At 67.9% G+C, this 21,375-nt stretch carries 23 protein-coding genes and 1 tRNA gene; 8 read left to right on the forward strand and 16 right to left on the reverse strand.

All coding sequences use genetic code 11. The features are described 5' to 3' along the window. Positions 1 to 16: 16 nt before the first annotated feature. From AC2D10_RS18035 to AC2D10_RS18055, 5 genes are all read right to left on the reverse strand, one after another. Positions 17 to 241, reverse strand: coding sequence for an acyl-CoA carboxylase subunit epsilon (locus AC2D10_RS18035; protein ID WP_484709589.1), 225 nt, complete (start codon positions 239 to 241; stop codon positions 17 to 19). Further along, positions 238 to 1,827, reverse strand: a complete 1,590-nt coding sequence (locus AC2D10_RS18040; RefSeq protein ID WP_484709591.1) for an acyl-CoA carboxylase subunit beta — start codon at positions 1,825 to 1,827, stop codon at positions 238 to 240. Before AC2D10_RS18040 ends, AC2D10_RS18035 begins: the two co-directional genes overlap by 4 nt. A gap of 87 nt (positions 1,828 to 1,914) precedes the next feature. Further along, positions 1,915 to 2,916, reverse strand: coding sequence for a hypothetical protein (locus tag AC2D10_RS18045; protein WP_484709592.1), 1,002 nt, complete (start codon positions 2,914 to 2,916; stop codon positions 1,915 to 1,917). A 94-nt stretch (positions 2,917 to 3,010) separates the two neighbouring features. Beyond that, positions 3,011 to 3,703, reverse strand: coding sequence for a phosphocholine cytidylyltransferase family protein (locus AC2D10_RS18050; protein WP_484709593.1), 693 nt, complete (start codon positions 3,701 to 3,703; stop codon positions 3,011 to 3,013). A gap of 417 nt (positions 3,704 to 4,120) precedes the next feature. Continuing rightward, on the reverse strand, positions 4,121 to 4,633 hold the full coding sequence (locus AC2D10_RS18055) for a hypothetical protein (RefSeq protein WP_484709594.1): 513 nt from the start codon (positions 4,631 to 4,633) through the stop codon (positions 4,121 to 4,123). Positions 4,634 to 4,685: 52 nt separating this feature from the next. Here AC2D10_RS18055 and AC2D10_RS18060 point away from each other — a divergent pair, with 52 nt between their 5' ends. Genes AC2D10_RS18060 through AC2D10_RS18070 form a run of 3 tightly spaced genes read left to right on the forward strand, consistent with a single transcriptional unit; the run spans position 4,686 to position 7,626 of the window. After that, positions 4,686 to 5,777: an ABC transporter ATP-binding protein gene (locus AC2D10_RS18060; protein WP_484709595.1), complete on the forward strand. Its 1,092-nt coding sequence runs from the start codon at positions 4,686 to 4,688 to the stop codon at positions 5,775 to 5,777. Then, positions 5,753 to 7,318 (forward strand): hypothetical protein, encoded by a 1,566-nt coding sequence (locus AC2D10_RS18065; RefSeq protein ID WP_484709596.1) that lies wholly within the window; start codon positions 5,753 to 5,755, stop codon positions 7,316 to 7,318. The genes AC2D10_RS18060 and AC2D10_RS18065 overlap by 25 nt, the downstream gene beginning before the upstream one ends. A gap of 41 nt (positions 7,319 to 7,359) precedes the next feature. After that, on the forward strand, positions 7,360 to 7,626 hold the full coding sequence (locus AC2D10_RS18070; protein ID WP_484709598.1) for a DUF3039 domain-containing protein: 267 nt from the start codon (positions 7,360 to 7,362) through the stop codon (positions 7,624 to 7,626). Positions 7,627 to 7,645: 19 nt separating this feature from the next. Here AC2D10_RS18070 and AC2D10_RS18075 read toward each other — a convergent pair whose 3' ends face one another. Further along, a complete protein-coding gene (locus tag AC2D10_RS18075; protein WP_484709599.1) occupies positions 7,646 to 8,971 on the reverse strand; it encodes a nicotinate phosphoribosyltransferase in 1,326 nt (441 codons plus the stop codon). A 62-nt stretch (positions 8,972 to 9,033) separates the two neighbouring features. Between AC2D10_RS18075 and murI the strand changes: the two genes are divergently transcribed. Genes murI through rdgB form a run of 3 tightly spaced genes read left to right on the forward strand, consistent with a single transcriptional unit; the run spans position 9,034 to position 11,245 of the window. Beyond that, complete coding sequence (gene murI, locus AC2D10_RS18080; protein ID WP_484709600.1) at positions 9,034 to 9,870, forward strand: glutamate racemase; 837 nt, start codon at positions 9,034 to 9,036, stop codon at positions 9,868 to 9,870. A 44-nt stretch (positions 9,871 to 9,914) separates the two neighbouring features. Continuing rightward, the gene (rph, locus tag AC2D10_RS18085) at positions 9,915 to 10,652 is read left to right on the forward strand and encodes a ribonuclease PH (RefSeq protein ID WP_484709601.1); all 738 of its coding nucleotides are present in this window, start codon (positions 9,915 to 9,917) and stop codon (positions 10,650 to 10,652) included. Continuing rightward, positions 10,652 to 11,245 (forward strand): RdgB/HAM1 family non-canonical purine NTP pyrophosphatase, encoded by a 594-nt coding sequence (rdgB, locus tag AC2D10_RS18090; protein ID WP_484709602.1) that lies wholly within the window; start codon positions 10,652 to 10,654, stop codon positions 11,243 to 11,245. Before rph ends, rdgB begins: the two co-directional genes overlap by 1 nt. Before the next feature lie 74 nt (positions 11,246 to 11,319). On the opposite strand, the gene AC2D10_RS18095 is transcribed toward rdgB, so the two are convergent. Continuing rightward, positions 11,320 to 12,174, reverse strand: a complete 855-nt coding sequence (locus AC2D10_RS18095; protein ID WP_484709604.1) for a hypothetical protein — start codon at positions 12,172 to 12,174, stop codon at positions 11,320 to 11,322. Beyond that, positions 12,171 to 13,511 (reverse strand): AAA family ATPase, encoded by a 1,341-nt coding sequence (locus AC2D10_RS18100; protein ID WP_484709605.1) that lies wholly within the window; start codon positions 13,509 to 13,511, stop codon positions 12,171 to 12,173. Before AC2D10_RS18100 ends, AC2D10_RS18095 begins: the two co-directional genes overlap by 4 nt. Before the next feature lie 368 nt (positions 13,512 to 13,879). Here AC2D10_RS18100 and AC2D10_RS18105 point away from each other — a divergent pair, with 368 nt between their 5' ends. Next, entirely contained in the window at positions 13,880 to 14,800 is a 921-nt protein-coding gene (locus AC2D10_RS18105; RefSeq protein WP_484709606.1) for a cation diffusion facilitator family transporter, read from the forward strand. Between the two features lie 4 nt (positions 14,801 to 14,804). On the opposite strand, the gene ligD is transcribed toward AC2D10_RS18105, so the two are convergent. Beyond that, positions 14,805 to 16,802, reverse strand: coding sequence for a non-homologous end-joining DNA ligase (ligD, locus tag AC2D10_RS18110; RefSeq protein WP_484709608.1), 1,998 nt, complete (start codon positions 16,800 to 16,802; stop codon positions 14,805 to 14,807). A gap of 57 nt (positions 16,803 to 16,859) precedes the next feature. Here ligD and ku point away from each other — a divergent pair, with 57 nt between their 5' ends. Then, a complete protein-coding gene (gene ku / locus AC2D10_RS18115) occupies positions 16,860 to 17,705 on the forward strand; it encodes a non-homologous end joining protein Ku (RefSeq protein WP_484709610.1) in 846 nt (281 codons plus the stop codon). Positions 17,706 to 17,730: 25 nt separating this feature from the next. On the opposite strand, the gene AC2D10_RS18120 is transcribed toward ku, so the two are convergent. From AC2D10_RS18120 to AC2D10_RS18150, 7 genes are all read right to left on the reverse strand, one after another. Beyond that, positions 17,731 to 18,510, reverse strand: coding sequence for a DedA family protein (locus AC2D10_RS18120; RefSeq protein WP_484709611.1), 780 nt, complete (start codon positions 18,508 to 18,510; stop codon positions 17,731 to 17,733). A 75-nt stretch (positions 18,511 to 18,585) separates the two neighbouring features. Next, positions 18,586 to 18,667, reverse strand: a tRNA-Leu gene (locus tag AC2D10_RS18125). A 166-nt stretch (positions 18,668 to 18,833) separates the two neighbouring features. Continuing rightward, positions 18,834 to 18,995 carry a hypothetical protein gene (locus AC2D10_RS18130; protein ID WP_484709613.1) on the reverse strand — a complete coding sequence of 54 codons (162 nt, stop codon included), beginning with the start codon at positions 18,993 to 18,995 and terminating at the stop codon, positions 18,834 to 18,836. A gap of 121 nt (positions 18,996 to 19,116) precedes the next feature. Continuing rightward, entirely contained in the window at positions 19,117 to 19,695 is a 579-nt protein-coding gene (locus tag AC2D10_RS18135; protein ID WP_484709614.1) for a DUF2238 domain-containing protein, read from the reverse strand. Between the two features lie 14 nt (positions 19,696 to 19,709). After that, positions 19,710 to 20,102, reverse strand: a complete 393-nt coding sequence (locus tag AC2D10_RS18140) for an endonuclease/exonuclease/phosphatase family protein (RefSeq protein ID WP_484709615.1) — start codon at positions 20,100 to 20,102, stop codon at positions 19,710 to 19,712. Continuing rightward, positions 20,099 to 20,551 (reverse strand): endonuclease/exonuclease/phosphatase family protein, encoded by a 453-nt coding sequence (locus AC2D10_RS18145; RefSeq protein ID WP_484709617.1) that lies wholly within the window; start codon positions 20,549 to 20,551, stop codon positions 20,099 to 20,101. The genes AC2D10_RS18140 and AC2D10_RS18145 overlap by 4 nt, the downstream gene beginning before the upstream one ends. Next, a complete protein-coding gene (locus AC2D10_RS18150) occupies positions 20,548 to 21,357 on the reverse strand; it encodes a glycosyltransferase family 2 protein (protein ID WP_484709618.1) in 810 nt (269 codons plus the stop codon). The genes AC2D10_RS18145 and AC2D10_RS18150 overlap by 4 nt, the downstream gene beginning before the upstream one ends. Positions 21,358 to 21,375: the final 18 nt, after the last annotated feature.

The following is a 21,375-nucleotide window of genomic DNA, read 5'->3' on the forward strand; positions in this document are numbered from 1 at the left end:
GGCGCGACACGCGGCGTCAGCCCGAGAACCGACCCCACGGGATGTCGCGCCGCAACGGCGCCCGCAACGGGCGCTGGGTGCGCGCCCACGCGGAGACCTGCGGCTCCGGCGCGACCGCCTCCGATGCCTCGCTCGCGTACGCGTCGCTGACGACGGCGATCAGCGCCGCGAGCTCTTCCTCGGTCGCACTCCCGCGCGTGATGTCGAGCGTGAGCGGCTGCTCGTCGGGCTGCGCGCTCACAGCGGGATGTTCCCGTGCTTCTTCGGCGGCAGATCGGCGCGCTTGCCGCGGAGGGCGCGCAGCGACTTCGCGATCGAGACCCGGGTGTTGGCGGGCTCGATGATGCCGTCCAGTTCGCCGCGCTCGGCGGCGAGGAAGGGAGAGGCCACGTCGTAGGTGTACTGGTTGGCCAGACGCGTGCGTACGGCGGCGACGTCTTCGCCCGCCTCTTCGGCTCGCTTGATCTCGCCGCGGTAGAGGATGTTCACGGCACCCTGGCCACCCATGACTGCGATCTCGGCCGTGGGCCAGGCGAGGTTGACGTCGGCTCCGAGCTGCTTCGACCCCATCACGATGTAGGCGCCGCCGTAGGCCTTGCGCAGGATCACCGTGACCAGGGGAACCGTCGCCTCGGCGTAGGCGTAGAGCAGCTTGGCGCCGCGGCGGATGACGCCCTCCCACTCCTGGTCGGTGCCCGGAAGGTATCCCGGCACGTCGACGAGCGTCACGATCGGGATGGAGAACGCGTCGCAGAACCGCACGAACCGGCTGGCCTTCTCGCCGGCCTGGATGTTGAGCGTGCCGGCCATCTGCGAGGGCTGGTTGGCGATGATGCCGACGGTGCGCCCCTCGACCCGGCCGAAGCCGATGACGATGTTGGGTGCGAACAGCGGCTGCACCTCGAGGAAGTCGCCGTCGTCCACGACATGCTCGATCACCGTGTGGATGTCGTACGGCTGGTTGGCCGAGTCCGGGATGAGCGTGTTCAGGGTGCGGTCGGCGTCGGTCGTCTCGAACTCGAACACGCCCTCGTACGTCGGCTGCTCGGCCATGTTGTTGTCCGGGAGGAAGCTCAGAAGGGTGCGCGCGTAGTCGAGCGCGTCGTCCTCGTCCTCGGCCAGGTAGTGCGAGACGCCCGAGCGGGTGTTGTGGGTGAGTGCGCCGCCGAGCTCCTCCATACCGACGTCCTCGCCGGTCACGGTCTTGATGACGTCCGGGCCGGTGACGAACATCTGGCTGGTCTTGTCGACCATGATCACGAAGTCGGTGAGGGCAGGGGAGTACACCGCACCACCGGCGGCGGGGCCCATGATGATCGAGATCTGGGGGATGACGCCCGAGGCCCGGGTGTTCAGGCGGAAGATCTCACCGTACTTGCCGAGCGCGACCACGCCCTCCTGGATGCGCGCTCCGCCGGAGTCGAGGATGCCGATGCACGGCATCCCTCCGGCGAGAGCGAACTCCATGATCTTGATGATCTTCTCGCCGGCGACCTCGCCGAGCGAGCCGCCGAAGGTCGAGAAGTCCTGCGAGTACACCGCGACAGTGCGACCGTGGATCGTTCCGACGCCGGTGACGACGGAGTCGCCGTAGGGACGCGAGCGGTCCATGCCGAAGGCGGTGGTGCGGTGCCGCACGTATTCGTCGAACTCGACGAAGCTGCCCGGATCGACCAGTAGCTCGATGCGCTCGCGGGCGGTCATCTTGCCCTTGGCGTGCTGCTTGTCCTTCGCCTTCGCCTCGGCGTCGACGACGGCCTCGGTGTAGCGAGCGCGCAGATCCGCGATCTTGCCGGCGGTGGTAAAGAGGTCGGGCTTGTCCGTCACGGATTCCACCCTAGCGTCGGCTCGGCTTCGTCCGTTGGATGCTCGCCACAACGGGTCGAGCGATCCTTTGGCGTCGCCGTGAAGACGTCAGCGCGAGCGGTCGGCGGGGGAGACGTCGTCGCCGAGTCCGTCCCGCAGCTCGTGGTCGCCGCTGCCGGCACCGGTGCCGAGCTCCGATGTCGCTCCGCGGTCGCGGCGAGTGGTGAGCGAGCCGACCTTGCGACCGGCCCAGCCGACGCCCCGCGCCGCCGTGCCGGCCACACCGGCCACGGCGGTGCCCGCGAATCGTGCGCCCCGCAGCATCCGCAGCTCCGTCTTCTCGGCGCCATCCACCGGCTCCAGCTCGATCGGGAGCATCACGGGCGGCGTGCCGAACGCCCGGTGCGATGTCGTCAGCACACGTCGGCCGAGGATGTGGTTGCCCGCACCGCCGACCGCGGCGCCGATGCCGAAGGGAAGCGCCTTGCCGAGGAACGACGCGCCGCCGCGGGCGGCGAACTGCCGGACGAACATACTCTTGAGGCGGTCGACCAGGGGACCGACGGCCGCGCGCGGCAGCGACTTGGTGACCATCTCGCCCCAGTACGACGAGCGGCTCGACCCGCGCCCGGCCACCTGTCCGGCGAGCTGACTGACGAGGTCCACGCCTTCCTTGCCGAGCATCAGCGTCATCACCAGGGCGCGCGCCCGCTCCGGATTCGCGATCGCGATGCCGTGGACTTCGGCGACCGACTGCGCGAAGAGCGCGGTGGACTCGACGAAGCCGAGCGTCTCGACGCCCGAGAGCGCGAGTGTCACGCCCGTGCCGATGCCCGGGACCACGGCGGTGGCTCCTACGGCGGCGCCACCGGTGGTGACCGCCGCGAGATAGCGCCGCTCCAGGATCGAGATGATCTCGGCAGGGGTGGCCTGCGGGTTGCGCAGCCGGATGCTCCGGATGTGCGCCAAGACGAGAGGGCGCTGGATGGAGAGCACACGGTCGAGGCCGCGCACCATCATCGGATGCTCCGGTGATCCCACCGGCGGGAGCCCCTGATCCCAGGGAGCGCTGTCCGGAAGGGAGTGGATCTTGTGCACCTTGGCTGCCATCCCCCGATCCTAGGGAGGCAGTCCGCGAAAACGCCGGGAGCCGCATCCGTGACGGATGCGGCTCCCGGCGTTCTGCGAGGTCGAGGACCTCAGGTCAGACGAACAGGTTGGCCCGCTCGAGGTCTTCTGCGAAGTCGACCTCGACCGCGTACAGGTCGGAGACGTCCATCGGCTCGAGCAGCAGGCCGTCTTCGGCGATCGCGAGCTCGAGGCCGCGCTCGAAGTAGTCCTGATCCTCGACGCGCTGCAGCTGACGCATGAAGGCGCGCTTGTTCGCGGAAGAGATGTAGTTGATGCCGACCGCTTCGCCCAGACCGTTCTTGACGGTCTTGGACAGCTCGTCGATGAAGCCCTCGGCCGTGACCGTGTACTTCACCTCTTCGTCGCTGACCTTGGAGGTGTTGACGGTGACGAACGACTGGTCGCGCTCGATGTACGCGGCCGCGCGGCCGAGGATCATCGGGTCGAACACCACGTCGCCGTTCATCCACAGCACGCCGCTCTTGCCGGTGGCCGCGAGGGCACGCAGCAGGCTCTTCGACGTGTTGGTCTCGTCGTAGCGCTCGTTGTGAACGTAGTTCGCGGTGGGGAACGCGTCGATGATCGTCTCGGCGCGGTAGCCCACGACAGCGGTGATGCGGGCGTCGGAGCCGAAGGCGGCGCGGATGTTGTCGTGCTGCTGGCGCATGATGGTGCGTCCGTCGCTGAGCTCGGTGAGCGGCTTCGGCAGCGCGCGGCCGAGGCGCGAGCCCATGCCGGCGGCGAGGATGACGGTCTGAAGAGTCACGAGTGCTCCTAAAAAGAAAGTGCGTTAAGGGCCGGTTCACCGACCGGACACTTCTTCGTGCCGTCTTCATGCTAGCCATGTGGACGGAGAAGGCCCGAGGCTTATCGGTCCTGTTGCCGTTTCGTGATCGAGTACACACCCAACACCCAGGGTCGGTCAAGGGCACAAAACGCGCAGATCGGCGAATCGCGCGGCCGATTGTGTCGCGGAACCTTGGCTTGTCCCCACCGGTTGATACCGTAGAACGGTGACTTCCTCCCCTGACGACCGCACCGACCAGGTGGATGACTCCCAGAACCCTTCGACTGCCGCCGAGAAGGCTCAGGATGCCGCGAAAAGCGCTCCCGCAGCCCGGAAGGCGCCGGTGAAGCTCCCTCCTGCGAATCCGCGCACATCCGCGAAGAAGGCTGCCGCCGATCAGGCCGCTCCTTCTGTCGACGTCGTGATCGAGCCGCTCCCGGCCTCGGCGGCGGGGCGTGCCGCAGCGGCGAAGACCACCGCCGCCACGTCGACATCCCCGCGGGTGACGGCCGCGAAGAACACGGCGTCCAAGAGCACGGCGGCCAAGAGCGCGTCGGCGAAGGCGGCGGCAGCCAAGGCGGCAGCTACGAAGTCCACTGCGGCGAGGACGACTGCCGCGAAGACGACTGCGGCGAAGACGACTGCCACGAAGACGGGAAGCAGCGCGACGACCCCGAAGAGCTCCGCACCGCGGACCGCGGCGGCGAAGGCCGCAGCGGCCAAAGCGGCGGCGGCGAAGACCGCGGCACGCACGTCGGCGTCGAAGTCCGCTTCAGCGAAGACCGCGGCCGCACGCACGGCCGCGGCGAGGACTGCTGCCGCGAAGGCTGCCGCCCAGGCTGCCGCCGATGCGGCGGCAGAGGCGGAATCCGCAGCGACAGCCGCAGAAGACGCGAAGGCCGCCGACACCGTCGAGCGGATCGAAGCCGTGGACGATGTCCTCGCTGAGACAGGGGCACCAGTGGACGAATCGACCAGCGCGCAGGAAGAGGCGATCCCGACCGCGGACGACCCGGCGTCGGAGGCCCCCGCGGAGGCGTCGACGCCCGTGGCGATCGAGCAGACCGCTGAGCCCGTCGTCGAGCCGGAGCCGGACGTCGAGCCGGAGCCTGCCGTCGAGGCGGAGCCGGTCGTCGAGGCGGAGCCGGTCGTCGAGCCGGAGCCGGAGCCGGAGCCGGACGAGCCTGTGTCCGAAGCGGACGAGCCCGTGGACGAAGCGGACGAGCCTGAGCCGGTCGACGACGCCGTCGCGGATGCCGCGGGCACACCCGTCGATGTCCCTGAGACCGCAGTCGCCGACGCGCTCAGCATCCGCGGTCTGGTGAAGCACTTCGGCGAGAACCGGGCCGTGAACGGCATCGACCTCACCGTGCCCGCCGGGTCGTTCTACGGGATCGTCGGTCCCAACGGCGCCGGCAAGACGACGACCCTCTCGATCGTCGCGGGTCTGCTGCGGGCTGACGAGGGAAGCGTCGCCGTGTGCGGCATCGACCAGGCGGCGCAGCCCAACGCGGCCAAGCGGGTCATGGGCGTGCTTCCCGATCGCCTGCGTACGTTCGATCGTCTCACCGGTCGACAGCTCCTCTACTACTACGGCCTGCTGCGCGGTCTGGCCTCGAGCGTGATCGAGAAGCGCACCGCCGACCTGGCGCGCGCCTTCGACCTCGGCGATGCGCTCAGCCGCGTCGTATCGGACTACTCCGCCGGAATGACGAAGAAGATCATGCTCGCCGGCGCGATGATCCACTCTCCCCGGGTGCTGGTGCTCGACGAGCCGTTCGAGTCCGTCGACCCCGTGTCGTCCGCCGTCATCCTCGAGATCCTCCGCGCCTACGTGGCGCACGGCGGAACCGTGATCCTGTCGAGTCACGGCATGGACCTCGTCGAGCGCGTGTGCTCGCGCGTGGCCATCATCGTCGGTGGCGAGGTGCTCGCCGAGGGCACAATCGACGAGGTGCGTGCCGGACAGACGCTCGAGGCTCGGTTCGTCGAGCTCTCCGGTGGTATCGGAGAGGTGGAGGGGCTCGAATGGCTGCACATGTTCTCCGACTGAGGTTCGCACTCCTCCTCGGATCGCTGCGTGGCGAACGCCGGCTTCGCACCCTGATCACCCTCGCTGCGGTCATCGCCGTGACGGCTGCCGTCTGCGTCGCCGTGCTCTCGTTGGCCGATGCGCCCGTCACCGGTGCGCGGACCGTCGCGGTTCTCGGGGGAGCGGCCATCCTGCTCGGCTTCCTCGTGGGTCCGGTGCTGGTCGGCACGACCGATCAACTCGACCCGCGCCGCTTCGCGGTGTTCGGCGTCGATGAGCGCCGCATGCCGTGGGTCCTGCTCCTCGCGGCCTTCGTGAGCGTGCCCAGTCTCGCGCTGCTCGCCGTCTACATCAGCGTCGGCATCGTCGCGGTGCGCGCCGGCACGCCCTGGGCGCTCGCGGTGCTGATGACCGCGGTCGGCGCCGTGACGACCGTCCTCGTCGCCCGCATCGGGATGGCGCTCGGCGCGCTCTTCCTCCCCGAGCGTCGCTCGCGTGAGCTGACCGCCCTGTTCGCCCTCGCGCTGATCGTGGTGGCCTTCCCGGTGGCGGTGTTCTTCGCATCCATGCGCTGGGACGGTCAGGTGCCGGCGTCGCTGCACGCGCTGACCGAGGCCTTCGGAGTCAGCCCACTCGCCGCCGCGCCCGGATTCCTGTTCGCTTCAGCGCTCGGCGACTCGGGCATGGCGTGGATCAGCGGCATCGTCGCGATCGTGACCGCCGCCGTGCTCGCCGCGATCTGGGCCTGGCTGGTGCAGCGACTGCTCACCACCACCGAGCGCCCGGTCGCCGCTCGCGAGCGCACGGGCCTCGGGTGGTTCGGCCTGCTCCCGTCGAACGCCTTCGGCGCGATCGCCGCCCGCAGTCTCGTCTACTGGCTGCGTGATCGCCGCTACATCATGAACATCATCGTGGTGCCCGTGGCGGGCGTGCTGACGGTGTTCCCCCTCCTCGTCGCCGGCGTGCCGCTGGAGATCGCGGCCCTGATCCCGGTCCCGGTGATGGCGCTGTTCTTCGGCTGGCTGCCGCACAACGACACCGCGTACGACTCGACCGCCCTGTGGACGCACGTCGCGAGCGGCGTGCGCGGTGTGCCGGACCGGCTCGGTCGTCTGGTGCCCGTGGTGCTGGTCGCGCTGCCGGTGCTCGCCATCGTGATCCCTCTGTCGCTCCTCACGATCGGTGACTGGAGGCTGCTCATGCCGCTGACGGGTCTCGCCGCCAGCCTGCTCTTCTCCGCCCTGGGCATCTCGAGCATCGTGTCGGTCGTCGCGCCCTACGCGGTGTCGCGCCCCGGTGACAGCCCGTTCCAGCAGCCGCAGCGACCCACGTCGCGCGGTGCGTTCGGACCCGCGCTCGCGTTCCTCGGAGCGATCGCGCTCAGTGCCCCCGTGATCTGGCTGTTCGCCACCACGATCATCGAGGGGGAGCAGTACGCCACCACGACGTTCTGGGCCGGACTCGCGGTCGGAGTCGTCGTGCTCGCGGCCGGCGTCGCCATCGGCGGACGCATCTTCGAGCGCAGCGGAGAGCGTCTGATGGAGTTCGTCGAAACCGCGTGATCACGCGCCCACCGGCCTGTCGTCGCCGCTAGACTCACGGGATGAGTACTCCGCTGGACAGCCCCGATCAGGGCGGCGTGACGACGCTTGATCGCGAACTGGAAGAGCTTCTCCGCGAGGAGAACCTGGAACCCGGGGACCACGAGCGTTTCTCGCATTACGTCAAGAAGGACAAGATCCTCGAGTCCGCGATCACCGGCAAGCCGGTGCGGGCGCTCTGCGGCAAGAAGTGGACGCCGGGACGCGACCCCGAGAAGTTCCCGATCTGCCCGACGTGCAAGGAGATCTACGAGTCGATGATGACCTGACGGACACCGTCCGTCTCGTTCACGCCACGTCGACGTAGACCGTCGGGATCGCCGGATCTGACTTGCTGAGGGCCAACGCCCGCACGGGCAGCTCCTCGCGCACACGCTGATGGTGCGCCCGCGCTGCGGCCGTCCCTGCAGGACCCTCATGCGCCTGGTCGATCTCGCCTGCCTCCACGAAGGTGACCTGCAAGGGTCGTCCGTCGGCCTGTCCGCCCGGAGACCCGAGCTCTTCGAAGCCGTCGGCCACGAGCACGGTCTCGGCGGTGGCCACGCCGTCTTCGAGCGTGCGGAACGCCGCCTTGCGACCGCCGTGCGACGCCTTGTCGGTCGAGGCCTTGGCGACGCCGACCCACGAGCCGTCGGCATCCTGACGGGCGACGAGCTTGTACACCATGCTCGCCGTCGGGTACCCCGAGCCGGTCACCACGGACGTGCCGACGCCGTACGCGTCGACGGGAGAGGCGGCCAGCGCCGCGATCGCGTACTCGTCGAGGTCGCTCGTCACCGTGATGCGTGTGGCGGTGGCGCCGAGCTCGTCGAGCTGGGCGCGCACCTCAGCGGCCACGATCGGCAGGTCACCCGAGTCGAGGCGCACGCCGCCGAGCCCGGTGCCGGCGACGCGGATCGCGGTCTCGACGCCGGTGCGGATGTCGTAGGTGTCGACGAGCAGGGTCGTGTCGGTCCCGAGGCTGTCGATCTGCGCGCGGAAGGCCTGCTCCTCGGTGTCGTGCAGCAGCGTCCAGGAATGTGCGGCGGTGCCCATCGTCGGGATGCCCCACTGGCGCCCTGCCTCGAGGTTGCTCGTGGCGCGGAAGCCGGCAATGTACGCTGCACGCGCAGCCGCCACCGCGGAGCGTTCCGCAGCCCGACGCGAGCCCATCTCGGCCAGTGGGCGCTCGCCCGCCGCGATGCTCATCCGCGATGCGGCGGTCGCGACGGCGGAGTCGTGATTGAGCACGCTGAGTGCGAGGGTCTCGAGCACGACGGCGTCGGCGAACGATCCCTCGACGGTGAGGATGGGAGACCCCGGAAAGTACAGCTCGCCCTCGCGGTACCCGCGGATCGTCCCGGTGAAGCGGTAGTTCTCGAGGTACGACAGCGCACCGGCATCGACGATGTCGTTGTCGCGGAGGAAGCGCAGCTCTTCCTCGCCGAAGCGGAAGTCGCGCACCAGGCTCAGCAGTCGGCCGGTGCCGGCCACCACGCCGAACCGGCGACCGCCGGAGAGCCGGCGGGAGAAGAGTTCGAACACACTGGGGCGAGCGGCCGTGCCATCGCGGAGCGAGGCAGCGAGCATCGTGAGTTCGTAGCGATCGGTGAGCAGCGCCGTCGACGTGGTCATCCGCTCAGCTTAGTGAGGGTCGCGACGCCTCGGGTGCGCGCACGCGACTAGGCTGGTGAGTCATGAACGACGCACCGATCGGGATCTTCGACTCCGGCGTCGGTGGACTCACGGTGGCACGGGCGATCCGAGCTCAGCTGCCCCGGGAGTCGTTCGTCTACATCGGCGACACCGCGCATTCGCCCTATGGGCCGAAGCCGATCGCCGACGTCCGCCGCTATTCGCTCGAGGTGCTCGACACTCTCGTCGACCAGGGTGTGAAGATGCTTGTGATCGCCTGCAACACGGCGTCGGCGGCGATGCTGCGTGACGCGCGCGAGCGCTACGACGTGCCCGTGGTCGAGGTGATCGGTCCGGCCGTCCGCCGCGCCGTGTCGACCACTCGCAACGGCCGCGTCGGCGTGATCGGGACGGTGGGGACCATCGGCTCCCGCGCGTACCAGGACATGCTCGAGGTCAACGAGCGCCTGCAGGTGTTCACGGCGGCGTGCCCGCGGTTCGTCGAGTTCGTCGAGGCCGGTATCACCGGAACCACCGAGGTGCTGCACGTGGCCGAGGAGTACCTCGCGCCCCTGCGGGATGCCGACGTCGACACCCTTGTGCTCGGGTGCACGCACTACCCCTTCCTGCGCGGAGCGATCAGCTATGTGATGGGGGAGGGCGTGTCCTTGGTCTCCAGCGACGACGAGACAGCCGGCGACGTCTACCGCCAGCTCGTCCGCGGTGACCTGCTGGCGCCCTCCGACGCGACGGCCAGCTACGTCTACGAGGCCACCGGCGACTCCGCGACGGAGTTCACGGCGCTCGCCAACCGGCTGATGGGCCGCGAGGTGCGCGACGTGCAGCTGGTGCAGACCGGTGTCATCACCCTCCCTCCGGTGCGCCCCGACGCGCTCTGATTCCGACCTTCCCTTCCCACCCCCTCCACGAACGAAGGACTCCCATGACCGACATCGTCCGCGCCGACGGCCGCTCCACCGATCAACTCCGCGAGATCACGATCGAGCGGGGCTGGAGCGCGCACGCCGAGGGCTCGGCGCTGATCAGCTTCGGGGGCACGAAGGTGTTGTGCACCGCATCGTTCACCAATGGGGTGCCGCGCTGGCTCACCGGCAAGGGCAAGGGGTGGGTGACCGCCGAGTACTCGATGCTTCCGCGGGCCACGAACAGCCGCAACGACCGCGAGAGCGTGAAGGGCCGCATCGGCGGCCGCACGCACGAGATCTCCCGCCTGATCGGCCGTGCGCTGCGCGCCGTGGTCGACACGAAGGCGCTGGGGGAGAACACGATCGTGATCGACTGCGACGTCCTGCAAGCCGACGGCGGTACCCGCACCGCGGCGATCACGGGCGCGTATGTCGCTCTGGCCGACGCGATCGAGTGGGGACGCGAGAAGAAGTTCATCGGCAAGAACGCCACTCCGTTGATCGATTCGGTCGCTGCCGTGTCGGTCGGCATCATCGACGGTTCGCCCATGCTCGATCTGGCATATGTCGAGGATGTTCGCGCGGAGACCGACATGAACGTGGTCGTGACCGGCCGCGGGCTTTTCGTCGAGGTGCAGGGCACCGCCGAGGGAGCCCCGTTCGACAAGCGCGAGCTCGATGCGCTGCTCGACCTCGGCGTCGCCGGATGCGCGACGCTGAAGGACCGGCAGCTGGCGGCTCTGGCAGGCGAGTGATGAAGGTCGTCCTGGCGACGCACAACCCGCACAAGGTCGCCGAGTTCCAGCAGATCGTCGCACAGACGCGCCCCGACCTGGAGGTCGTCGCCTACGACGGACCGGAGCCTGTCGAAGACGGCGTCACGTTCGCCGAGAACGCGCTGATCAAGGCGCGCGCCGCGGCTGTCCACACTGGGCTGCCGGCGCTGGCTGACGACTCCGGTATCTGCGTCGATGTGCTCGGCGGATCACCCGGAGTCTTCTCGGCCTATTGGGCCGGTCAGCGAAAGGATGCAGCGGCGAACCTCGCACTGCTGCTCGATCAGCTCCGCGATGTCGGCGATCCGCACCGGAGCGCGCACTTCACCTCTACCATCGCCGTGGTGACGCCGGGCGGAGCTGAGCACGTCGTGGTCGGCGAGTGGCCGGGGCGCCTGGCGCACGAGCCCTCTGGCGGCGGCGGTTTCGGGTACGACCCGATCTTCATCCCCGACGGGCAGTCGCCGGACGCCGAGCGCACGGTCGGCGACTTTACCGACGATGAGAAGCAGTCGCAGTCGCACCGTGCGCGCGCCTTCGCAGAACTGGTGCCGCTGCTCGCTGCGCTCTGATCCGGGTGCGGGCCAAGGCATCGAACGAATTCTGGTCCAGCCTTGAAACGAGAGCCGCCTCGTTTCCGCCGAGCCTATGTGGCGCAGGGACAGCCGAACGTTGAGCGGGAGTTAACGCGCCCCCATTGATCGAGTTCTTGATACCAGTTCGTCACCCCAAGATGGGCGCACAGCAGACCCGCGATGAACGAAGCTGACAGGGAGGCCGCCCCAGCGACCACCCCATGCTCGCGAAGGACTCGCGACAGGGCACCGAACAGGTCATGGTCGCCTATGAGCAGGCCCTCGCTCACATCGAGTCGGGCGGCCTCATTCCGGATATCCACGACGAGCGCTTCCGCTGTCAGTGGGGTACCGGAGCGCTGGATTGCCAGCACCGCGAACATATCGTCGGTCGCCGGCAAGGTCGGTATCTTGCCGAACGGGAAGGCTCGAAGGTTGAGTCCGTAGTCGTGATTGTCGTTGGCGATCCGGAGTGGCGCGATTGAGGCCGCGAGCTTGAAAGCCTGCTTTCGAATCTCCGAAGTCTCGAACACCGCGCCGTTGCGCCTACCGGCTCGGCTGTGACTGTCAATGACTCGATCCAGCAAGTTTGTGCCTTCGACCGCCATATCCGCGAACGCATCGTGACCTGTCGACGTGACGACGGTCGACGGGTACTCGGGCGCAGGACGCAGGTGCCGGTCGTAGTCTGCGTCGATGAAAAATCGGACACCTTGGACGTGTTGATCCGAGGCGAGTCGAGAGGCTCGGAGCACGTTCGACTTCCCGCCGGTCGCGCAGATGACAAGGACGTCTCGTTCATTGAGATGTTGTTTGAGGACGTAGTGATCGTCGTCGCCCTCCACCACGAGAATCAACTTGTCGCTGGCCTGGCGAGCTAACTTCACCGTTGCGAACAGAGTGTCGCCGGTTAGCGCACCCCTCATGAGAAGGGAACCTCTTCCGGCCCGAGCGGCACCGCCTTATCCCAGTCGTCGTTGATTATCTGGGGTGAATGGGTGGCGACGACGAAGCGGAAACCAGCAAGCTCAGCGATCCGTTGCACGTCAGGAATGAACGCTAGTTGCCAGATGACGTGCAGGGAGATTTCTGGTTCGTCGATCAACACGAGCGCACCTTCGGGGACGTTGAAGAGCAGATCAAACATGAGGATGATCTCGTGCTGTTCGCCGGACGACAGCGAGTCGAGATCGATGGTTCGGTTGTCCTCGGTTCTTCTAACGAGCAGGCCATCGCGAGCCGTCACGCGAAGTTTCTTCCTGAGCAGGCGTGTGTTCACGATCTCCTCAAGGAGTTCGATCTTCTGAAGGAGCTTTTCGAACGGTGCCAGCTTCGCTTCAGCGTCGTCCAAGTACAGCGTGAGCAGACGAAGCTCCCAATCTTCAAGGTCGCGATCCGGCAACGACAGTGCCTCCGCGAGCGCGACCGACGCGACTCGGCCAAGACGACTGCGGAAGGCATTCTGTTCCTCATAGCGCTGACGCACCTGTTGCGCATCCCGGGGGGTAGTCGAACCTTCCAGTACTCGGTTCGGAAATGTTCGATCCAATTGTTGGGTGATGGTCGAGTGTTCTGTTTGAGCACCGTTGACCAGAGTTCGCATCTTGTCCGCGTGTTGAGCGATCTTCGATGTGTGCTTACGGCGCTGGTTGGGGCGAACGTGGAAGCCCACGTTCCTGTAGTGCGCGTTCTCGATTCGGAGACGCTGGGTCTCGATGAGGTAGCTCTTGATAACTCGGCGGAAGCTCCGGAAGACCGGAGGCAGATTCTCGCTCGCACCGCCGGACTCCGGAAACCGCAGTTCCAACTCATCGATAGAGACGACTTCGAAATCCCTCATGTCTTCCCACAGGTCGTCCTCCAGCGGCCGCCACGGGGTGTTTTCGAGAAGCCAGTCTTCGCCACTGTTTCCGGCGTACACCCACGAATCTGACTGCCCGCCAGATCGCGAGAGAGTGAATCGCAGTTGTCGCCGCGCTCGGCGTCGATCTGTCAACGCAACATCGTCATCGGCTGGTCCGACGTGAAGAATTGACTCATCGGAGAACTTGAGCGTCGCATCGCTGAACGGCATCCGTGAGAGGGAGCGTCCATCCAGGCGTGACATTGCATGGATGATCTCAAGGAACTTCGTCTTACCTACACCGTTCGGCCCGTAGATGATGATGAAGTCGTCGCCACGGGGGAACTCTAGGCGGTGATCGTACTCGCCCAACACTCCATTAGCAGTTGCGTCGATTAGCGATACGTAGGTTCCGGTCACGCTCCTACTATGGCCTAAGAATGGACCACGACGCCGCGCTATTCGAGGCCTGCGATCGTGTGGAAGACGTGCAGGTCTGCTTTCCTTCTGCTGTCGTGGGTACCTGCTGTGTATTTCTTTCCACCCGCCCTGTGAACCGGCCCCGCCACTTCCCGGACGGAAGCTGTCGCGCTGTCGCGGTTAGGACTCCCTTCTCATCATCTGTACGCATGAGGGAGCCGTTACGAAAGCAACAGCCGGAACGAGTTTTGGGCACGTGTGCCCGCGTTCGTCGTGGCGGCTGCCTGCTGGTGAGACTGGTTCTCGTTACCCTTCCCGACTAGCGGAAACCGCCCTCCACCGGCCGAAACCCGGTCTAGCCTGAGAGCATGCACGATCACGCTCCGTCCGCTGGCGGCATCCGCTCGTCGGGGCACCGACGTCTGCTGACGATCTCGCTGTGCCTCACCGCCGCGATCATGATCGTGCAGGTCGTCGGTGCCGCCCTCACCGGGTCGCTGGCGTTGCTCGCCGACGCCGCGCACATGTTCACCGATGCATCCGCCCTCGTCATCGCGCTGATCGCGGCGGCCGTGGCCGCGCGCCCCGCCGATGAGCGACGTACCTTCGGCTACCAGCGCGCCGAGGTGTTCGGAGCCCTGATCAACGCCGTCATCCTGATCCTGCTCGCGGGATGGGTGGGGGTCGAGGCGGTCGGTCGGCTGATCTCGCCGAGCGATGTGGAGGTCGCAGGCCCCCTCATGCTGGCCGTCGCCGTGGTCGGTCTTCTTGCCAACGCCGTGTCGATGTGGCTCCTGAGTCGGGCGCAGCGCACGAGCATCAACGTGCGCGGCGCGTATCTCGAGGTCATGGGCGATCTGATTGGGTCAGCCGCCGTGATCGTCGCGGCCATCGTCATCGTGACGACCGCGTGGATGCCGGCCGACGCGATCGCCTCGCTGTTCATCGCGATCATGATCGTCCCGCGGGCGATCTCACTGCTGCGCGAGGTGTTCTCGGTGCTGTCCGAGTCCGCTCCGCAGGGAACGGCCGTGAGCGACATCCGCCGCCACCTGCTCGAGTACGACGGCGTGGTCGGCGTGCACGACGTGCACGTGTGGCAGCTCACCCGCGGAGCGCCCGTGTTCAGCGCCCATGTGCGAGTGGCTCCTGCACTCCTCGCGGACGGCCGCTCGTCGACGTTGCTGTCGGAGATGCAGGCGTGCCTCGCCGATCACTTCGACGTGGAGCACTCCACGTTCCAGATCGAACCCGCCGAGCAGTCCGACTGCGAACCACGCCACGCCTGACGCGTCACCCCTCGCGCACGACCTCGTCCGGGCTCTTGTCGGGCCGGAGCCCCCGCCACCGCGCGTGTCGCAGCACGCCGTCCGGCGTCCAGTTGCCGAACTCCACCTCACCCACGAGCTCGGGCCGCACCCACAGGGCGTCCGAGGCATCCGGCGTCGGGACACCCGCCAGCGGAGCCGTGGTCGTGCGCAACGGCCCGAGCAGCTCCTGCAGGTCGTGCAGCATCCGCTCCGTGAACCCGGATCCCACGCGGCCCACGTAACGCAGCGCACCGCCGGCAGTGTCGGGGACAGCGAGCAGCAGGGAGCCGATCGATTTCGCGCGGTCTCCCTTGCCGGGGCGGATGCCGACGATGACGGCCTCCTGCATCCGGCTGTTCTTGAGCTTCAGCCAGCTGGGGGAGCGCATGCCGGGTCGGTACCGCGATTCGCGGTCCTTGACCACGACGCCCTCCAGACCGAACTCGTCACTGGCCGCCAGAGCCGCGTCGACGTCGTCGAACACCGGTGGAAGCCGCACGGGGGCGTCGAGGTCGCTCGCGACGTCGTGCAGCAGGGTGCGTCGCTGGTGCAGGGGCATGCCGGTGAGGTCGTGGCCGTCGAGGCGCAGCAGGTCGAACAGCATGTAGACGACGGGAGTGCGCACGACCTCGCGTTCGATCTCGCGTGGGCGGGTGAGGTGCATGCGATTCTGCATGAGCGAAAAGCTCGGGCGCCCGTGCTGGTCGAACGCCACGACTTCGCCGTCGACGATCGCGTCGTCGACCGGCAGGAACGGGGCTCCGTCGGCTGTCAGTTCGGGGTAGCGCGCGGTGATGTCGGTGCCGCTGCGGGCATGCAGTCGCATGCGTCCGCCGCTCCAGGTGCCCATCGCACGGATGCCGTCCCACTTGACCTCGACCCACGGCGGCGTGCTCAGGCTGCGTGCGCGACCCGGCGTGCCGTGCTCGGCGAGCATGGGCGCGAGTTCCGGAAGTGTGGCTCCGTCGGCGGGCGGCAGCGGTGCGGACGGGCGGCGGCTCCTCTTCTCGCGAGCGGGAGCGGGCGCGGCAGCGGGGGCCGAAGCTCTGATCCGGGGGGTGTCCGAGACCGCCGGTGCCGACGCTTCCGTCGCTTCTGAATGCAGGGCGGCGAGCGGATCGACTCCGGCGGCGGCGCGCGCGAGCACCTCGTCCATGTCGAGGTGCTCGAGGCCGGGGTCGTCGATCTCCTCCCAGGTGCGGGGAGCCGCCACCCAGGGCTGCGACCGTCCGCGCAGTGAGTACGGCGAGATGGTGGTCTTCTTGCCGTTGTTCTGGCTCCAGTCGAGGAAAACCTTGCCGCCGCGGACCGCCTTCGACATGATGCTCGTCGCGAGGTCCGGGTGGTCGTTCTCGATGAGTCGGGCGAGTTCTTTCACGACGGCCGAGATCTCGTCGCTCGTCTGCTCTCCCGGCAACGCGGCATACAGGTGGATCCCCTTCGATCCGCTCGTCACCGGGAGGGGCTCCAACCCCATGCCGGTGAGGATGCCGCGGGCGATGCGCGCGACCTCGGCGCACTGCTGCAGGCCCACGCCCGGCCCGGGATCGAGGTCGAGCACGAGCCGATCCGGGCGACCGGGGAGCCCCTCGGGAGTGAACCGCCACTGCGGCACGTGCAACTCGATCGCGGCGACCTGCGCGAGCCAGACCAGGGTGGGCACGTCGTCGACGAGTGGATAGTCCTTGGGGCCGTCGGAGTGCTCGATCGCCTGACGCGGGATCCAGTCCGGTGCGCCCGGTTCCAGCTGCTTCGTGAAGAACGCGTCGCCCGGAGCATCCGTCGTGCCCATGCCCTCCACCCACCGCTTGCGGGTGACGGGGCGACCGTGAACCAGGGGGAGGAGCAGCGGGGCGATCGCGGAGTAGTACGCGATGATCTCGCCCTTGGTCGTCCCGGTTTCGGGATACACGACCTTGTCGAGGTTGGTCACACGCAGACGACGGCCGTCGACCTGCACGACCTGCGCTTCACCGACCATGCAGCCAGCGTAGTCAAGGGGTGGCCGTGACGCGTGTGGCTGGTGTTCACTGGGGTCATGAGAACGATCTGGAAGGGCGCACTGACCTTCGGGCTGGTGAACGTGCCGGTCAAGGTGTACTCCGCCACGGAGGATCACGACGTGTCGCTGCACCAGGTGCACGAGAAGGACGGCGGTCGCATCCGCTACCAGCGCACCTGCGAGGTGTGCGGGGAGGCGGTGGCCTACGCCGACATCGACCGCGCCTACGTCGACGGCGGCACCACCGTCGTTCTCACCAAGGACGACCTCGCCTCGCTCCCCTCCGAAAAGAGCCGAGAGATCGACGTGGTCGAGTTCGTGCCCTCCGAGCAGGTCGACCTGCTCACGCTCGACAAGCCGTACTACCTTGAACCCGATTCCAAGTCGCCCAAGGCCTACGTGCTGCTGCGCAAGACGCTCGAGCAGACCGACCGCACCGCGATCGTGCGCTTCACGCTGCGTCAGAAGACACGTCTGGCGGCGCTGCGGGTGCGCGGTGACGTGCTCGTGCTGCAGACGCTGCTGTGGGCCGATGAGGTGCGCGCCGCCGACTTCCCCGTGCTGAACGAGGACGTGAAGATCTCGAAGAAGGAACTCGAGCTCTCCTCCTCCCTCGTCGAGAGCTACTCGGCCGACTTCGATCCCGAGGAGTTCGTCGACGAGTATCAGAAGGAGTTGCGCACGCTGATCGACGCGAAGATCGAGGCGGGCGACAGCTTCGACGCCGCCGAGACCTTCACCGACGACGACTCGGCCGCGGGCGGCGAGGTGATCGACCTGATGGAAGCGCTGCGCGCGAGCGTGGCGCGTTCGAAGGAGAAGAAGGGCGCGTCGACGGAGACGAAGGACGCTCCGAAGAAGAAGGCGAAGAACGCCGGCTGAGCGCGGTCACCCCGCGCCGACGGCGTCAGTGCTTGCCGTCGCCGTCCAGGTCGGGAGCGCGGTCGAACACCTGCGGGTCGAGCGCCAGCTCTTCAGCCTCAGCGGCATCCGTCACGACGTCTTCACCGGCGGCTGCGGCCTTCTTGGCCTTGTACCGCTCCGAGAAGTAGTGCCACAGCGTGATGAGCGCCGTGCCGCCGACCGCGGCCAGCAGGATCAGGTCGATGTAGCTCTCGACGAAGTCGGCCACCGGGGGGATGAAGCCGATCGCGTACCCGAACATCGTCAGACCGAAGCCCCAGAGGATGGCGCCGATCAGGTTGTAGAGCGTGTACTTGCGCCACGGCATATGACCGACACCGGCGGCGACCGGCGCGAACGTGCGCACGATGGGAACGAAGCGGGCGAGAATGACCGTGATGCCGCCGAAACGCTCGAAGAACGCGTTGGTGCGCTCGACGTTCTTCTTGCTGAAGACGCCGGATTCCTTGCGCTCGAAGATCGCCGGTCCGCCCTTGTGGCCGATCACGTAGCCGACCTCACCGCCGACGAACGCCGCGAGCCCGATGAGAAGGGCGACGATCCAGACGTTGATGCCGAACACCCCGTGCTCTGATGCGCCGATCGGGTGCGAGAGCAGGCCCGAGATCACCAGAAGAGTGTCGCCCGGCAGCAGGAAGCCGACCAGCAGTCCGGTCTCGGCGAAGACGATGAAGCACACCACGAGCAGCGCCCACGGGCCAGCCGCACCGATGATCGTCTGGGGGTCGAGCCAGGGGATGAGGGCGTGGGGTGCGTGCAGCATCGTTTCGAGCACTGGGATTCCCGTCGGTCGTGATCAGTCGGCGGTCTACGGTGAGAATGCGACAGCATCCCCTCGTGCGGAAGGTGGGATTTGAACCCACACGCCCTGGGGCACAGGAACCTAAATCCTGCGTGTCTGCCAATTCCACCACTCCCGCGCGGTGGCATCAGTCTACTGATGGCGCACACACCGATTCCGGGAATCAGCCCGCAGTTCTCGCTGCATCTGTCGCAGCACCTGTCACGCGACAGGGAGGGACACAGAGATATCGCCTCCCGCGCAGGCACTGCGGGAGGCGATCTCGGCTGAGGAGTCGGAGTGACTCAGGCTGTGGAGCCGGGGATGAGCGGCTCATCCGGATTCGGCGCGAGCGGCTCGGCCGGGTTGGGCGCCAGCGGCTCGTCGGGCTGCGGGGCGAGCGGCTCCTGCGGGTGCGGCGGCATCGGCTCGCCGGGGGTCGAGGGGATGGGGGAGGTGTCGGACATCTCTACTCCTTCGCTCGGGGATGCGGTGACTGCAGTCGACCATTCCCGGAGCGCGCTGTCACCACCCTTGCGCTCCACGGCGCGATGTGCCGACTCTCTCCACGTTCCCGGAGGTGGCCGCTCACGCCCGCCGGCGCTCGAGGCGGACGAATGCCACGACGAGTCCGGCCGCGAAGGCACCCATTCCGCCCATCGCCATGTCGCCGATGGTGTCTTCATACGTTACGTAGATCTCGGTGGTGATGAAGGTGCGTCCGGCCCACTCGATCATCTCCCAGATCGCACTGACGGCGAGGCCGAGGGCCGTGCAGAGGACGATCGGGATGCGTTTGCTGAACGTCGCAGAATATTGCGCGGGGACGACGCTGCAGCGCGCGAGCACGAGGTAGCCGGCGGCGGCGATCACGCCCGTGCACACGAAGTGCACCACGAGGTCCCAGCCCACGACAGTGCGATAGAGGTCGAGCACGTTGCTGCCCGCGGCCACGAGCACGGTCACCCCGATGACGATGTCGAACCCCGCGCGCATGCCCAGAGCACGAGGCACCATCAGGGCGGGGAGGGCGAGTGCGAGGATGCCGGCGTCGGTCGGCGTCGACCAGATGGCCGCCGCGAGGACGCTCAGTACGCCCACGATGCGCAGCGCGTCGGCGAGGTACTCCGCGGCCCCGTGCGGCGGTCGGAGGAAGTCGGTCTTCATGTCGTGCTCTCGTCTCATCTGATTCCCTCTGGCGTGGGCACTCGAACAACGGCCTGCACCGGAAAGTGATCGGACGGCCATCCGCCGTCGAAGCGCCGAGTGTTGATGCCGACACGGCGCACCCGGATGCCGGGGGAGACGAGCAGCGCATCGATGCGTCGCCCGAGACGAGGAGCGCGATACCGGCCGTACGTTCCCCACTCCGCGGTGGCGCGCTCTTCTGCTCGCGTCCACGCGTCGGTGAGGGATCCGTCGTCAAGCAGTGCGCGCAGCGGCGGTGAGTCCGGTCCGGCGTTGGCGTCGCCGAGCACGATCGTCGGCAGCGGCTGAGCCGCCACGAGAGCGTTCACCTGCTGCGCCGCGCGCAGGCGGGCCCGTGCCGAGAAGACGTCGAGATGCGTGTTCACGACCAGGAGTTCGGCCTCGGTCGCGCGATCACGGAACGTCGCGAGGACGGCGACGCGGGGGTGATGTTGCCCCAGGAGGTCGAGCCCGGCACATCCGGGCGATCCGACAGCGCGATCTGGCGCCAGGTGAGGAGATCCAGCCGCTCGGTGTCGAAGAACACCGGACAGCCCTCGCCGCGGGGGCCCCGCGGGCCGCGCTGCCGCCCGTGCCCGATGACACCGTACGTGGGGCCGAGCGCTGTCCTGATCGCGACGGCCTGATCGGGCAGCGCCTCCTGCGTGCCCAGGATCGCCGGCTGCTCCTGCCGCAGCAAGGCCTTCAGGCGCGGGCGCCGCACCCGCCAGCGGTCCGGCGGCGGCCACGTGAACTCGCCCATCCGCCGACGGATGTTGAACGTCATCACGTGCAGGTCCGGGGCTGCCGTCGGTCCGAACAGAGCCTCGCTCACCGTCGCGCCGCCCGCACGGCTCGCGGCGTCGGCACTCCGAGCCGATGCAGACTGCGCCGCGCCGCGAGTCGCATCACGCGCACAGGCGGGAAGTCCTGCGGCCAGTGGATCAGCACGGAGCGGAACCCGCGCACGACCCGACGGGCGAACGACCGACCGCTGCCGAACGGACGCATTGAGATCCCCATCCTCGAACCGGTGAGGTGGCGGATGCGGTGGCGCTCGCCGAAGTGAAAGGAGAGATCGAGGTCGTCGTGGATCTCGGGGTCGTCGCGGTGCACATGCGCGCGGATGTCGAGCCAGGCAGAGCGCCGGAACGCGAGGTTCGACCCGAACACCGGGATATGTCCGAGGGTCGGCGTGCACACGGCCGCGTACAAGAGGAGGTAGGCCGCGGCGAGGGGGCGCCGGAGCGCTGCAGGGCCGTCGATGAAGTGCGCGCCGCCGGTGACGACGTGGATTCGAGGATGCTGCGCGAACGTGCGCACCACGGAGTCGATCCAGCCGTCGTCGGGGAGACAGTCGGCATCGAGGCGCAGGATCAGATCGCCCGTCGCGGCGTCGTAGCCGCTCGCTGCCGCGGCCGGGATGCCGGGCTGGTCGCAGCGGACGACTCGCGCTCCGCGACGGGCGGCGACCGCGGCCGAAGAGTCGGTGGAGCCGTTGTCGACCACGATGATCTCATCGGGCGCGAAGGTCTGCCGGTTGAGGGCGGTGAGACACCGGCGCAGGTGGGTCTCGTCATCCTTGACCGGGATCACCACCGACACGGTCGGGAATGCTCCGGATGGTGTGGGGCGCTGCACGTCGTCTCCTCGGCGGCT

It is taken from the genome of Microbacterium sp. PI-SA-G (assembly GCF_057215335.1).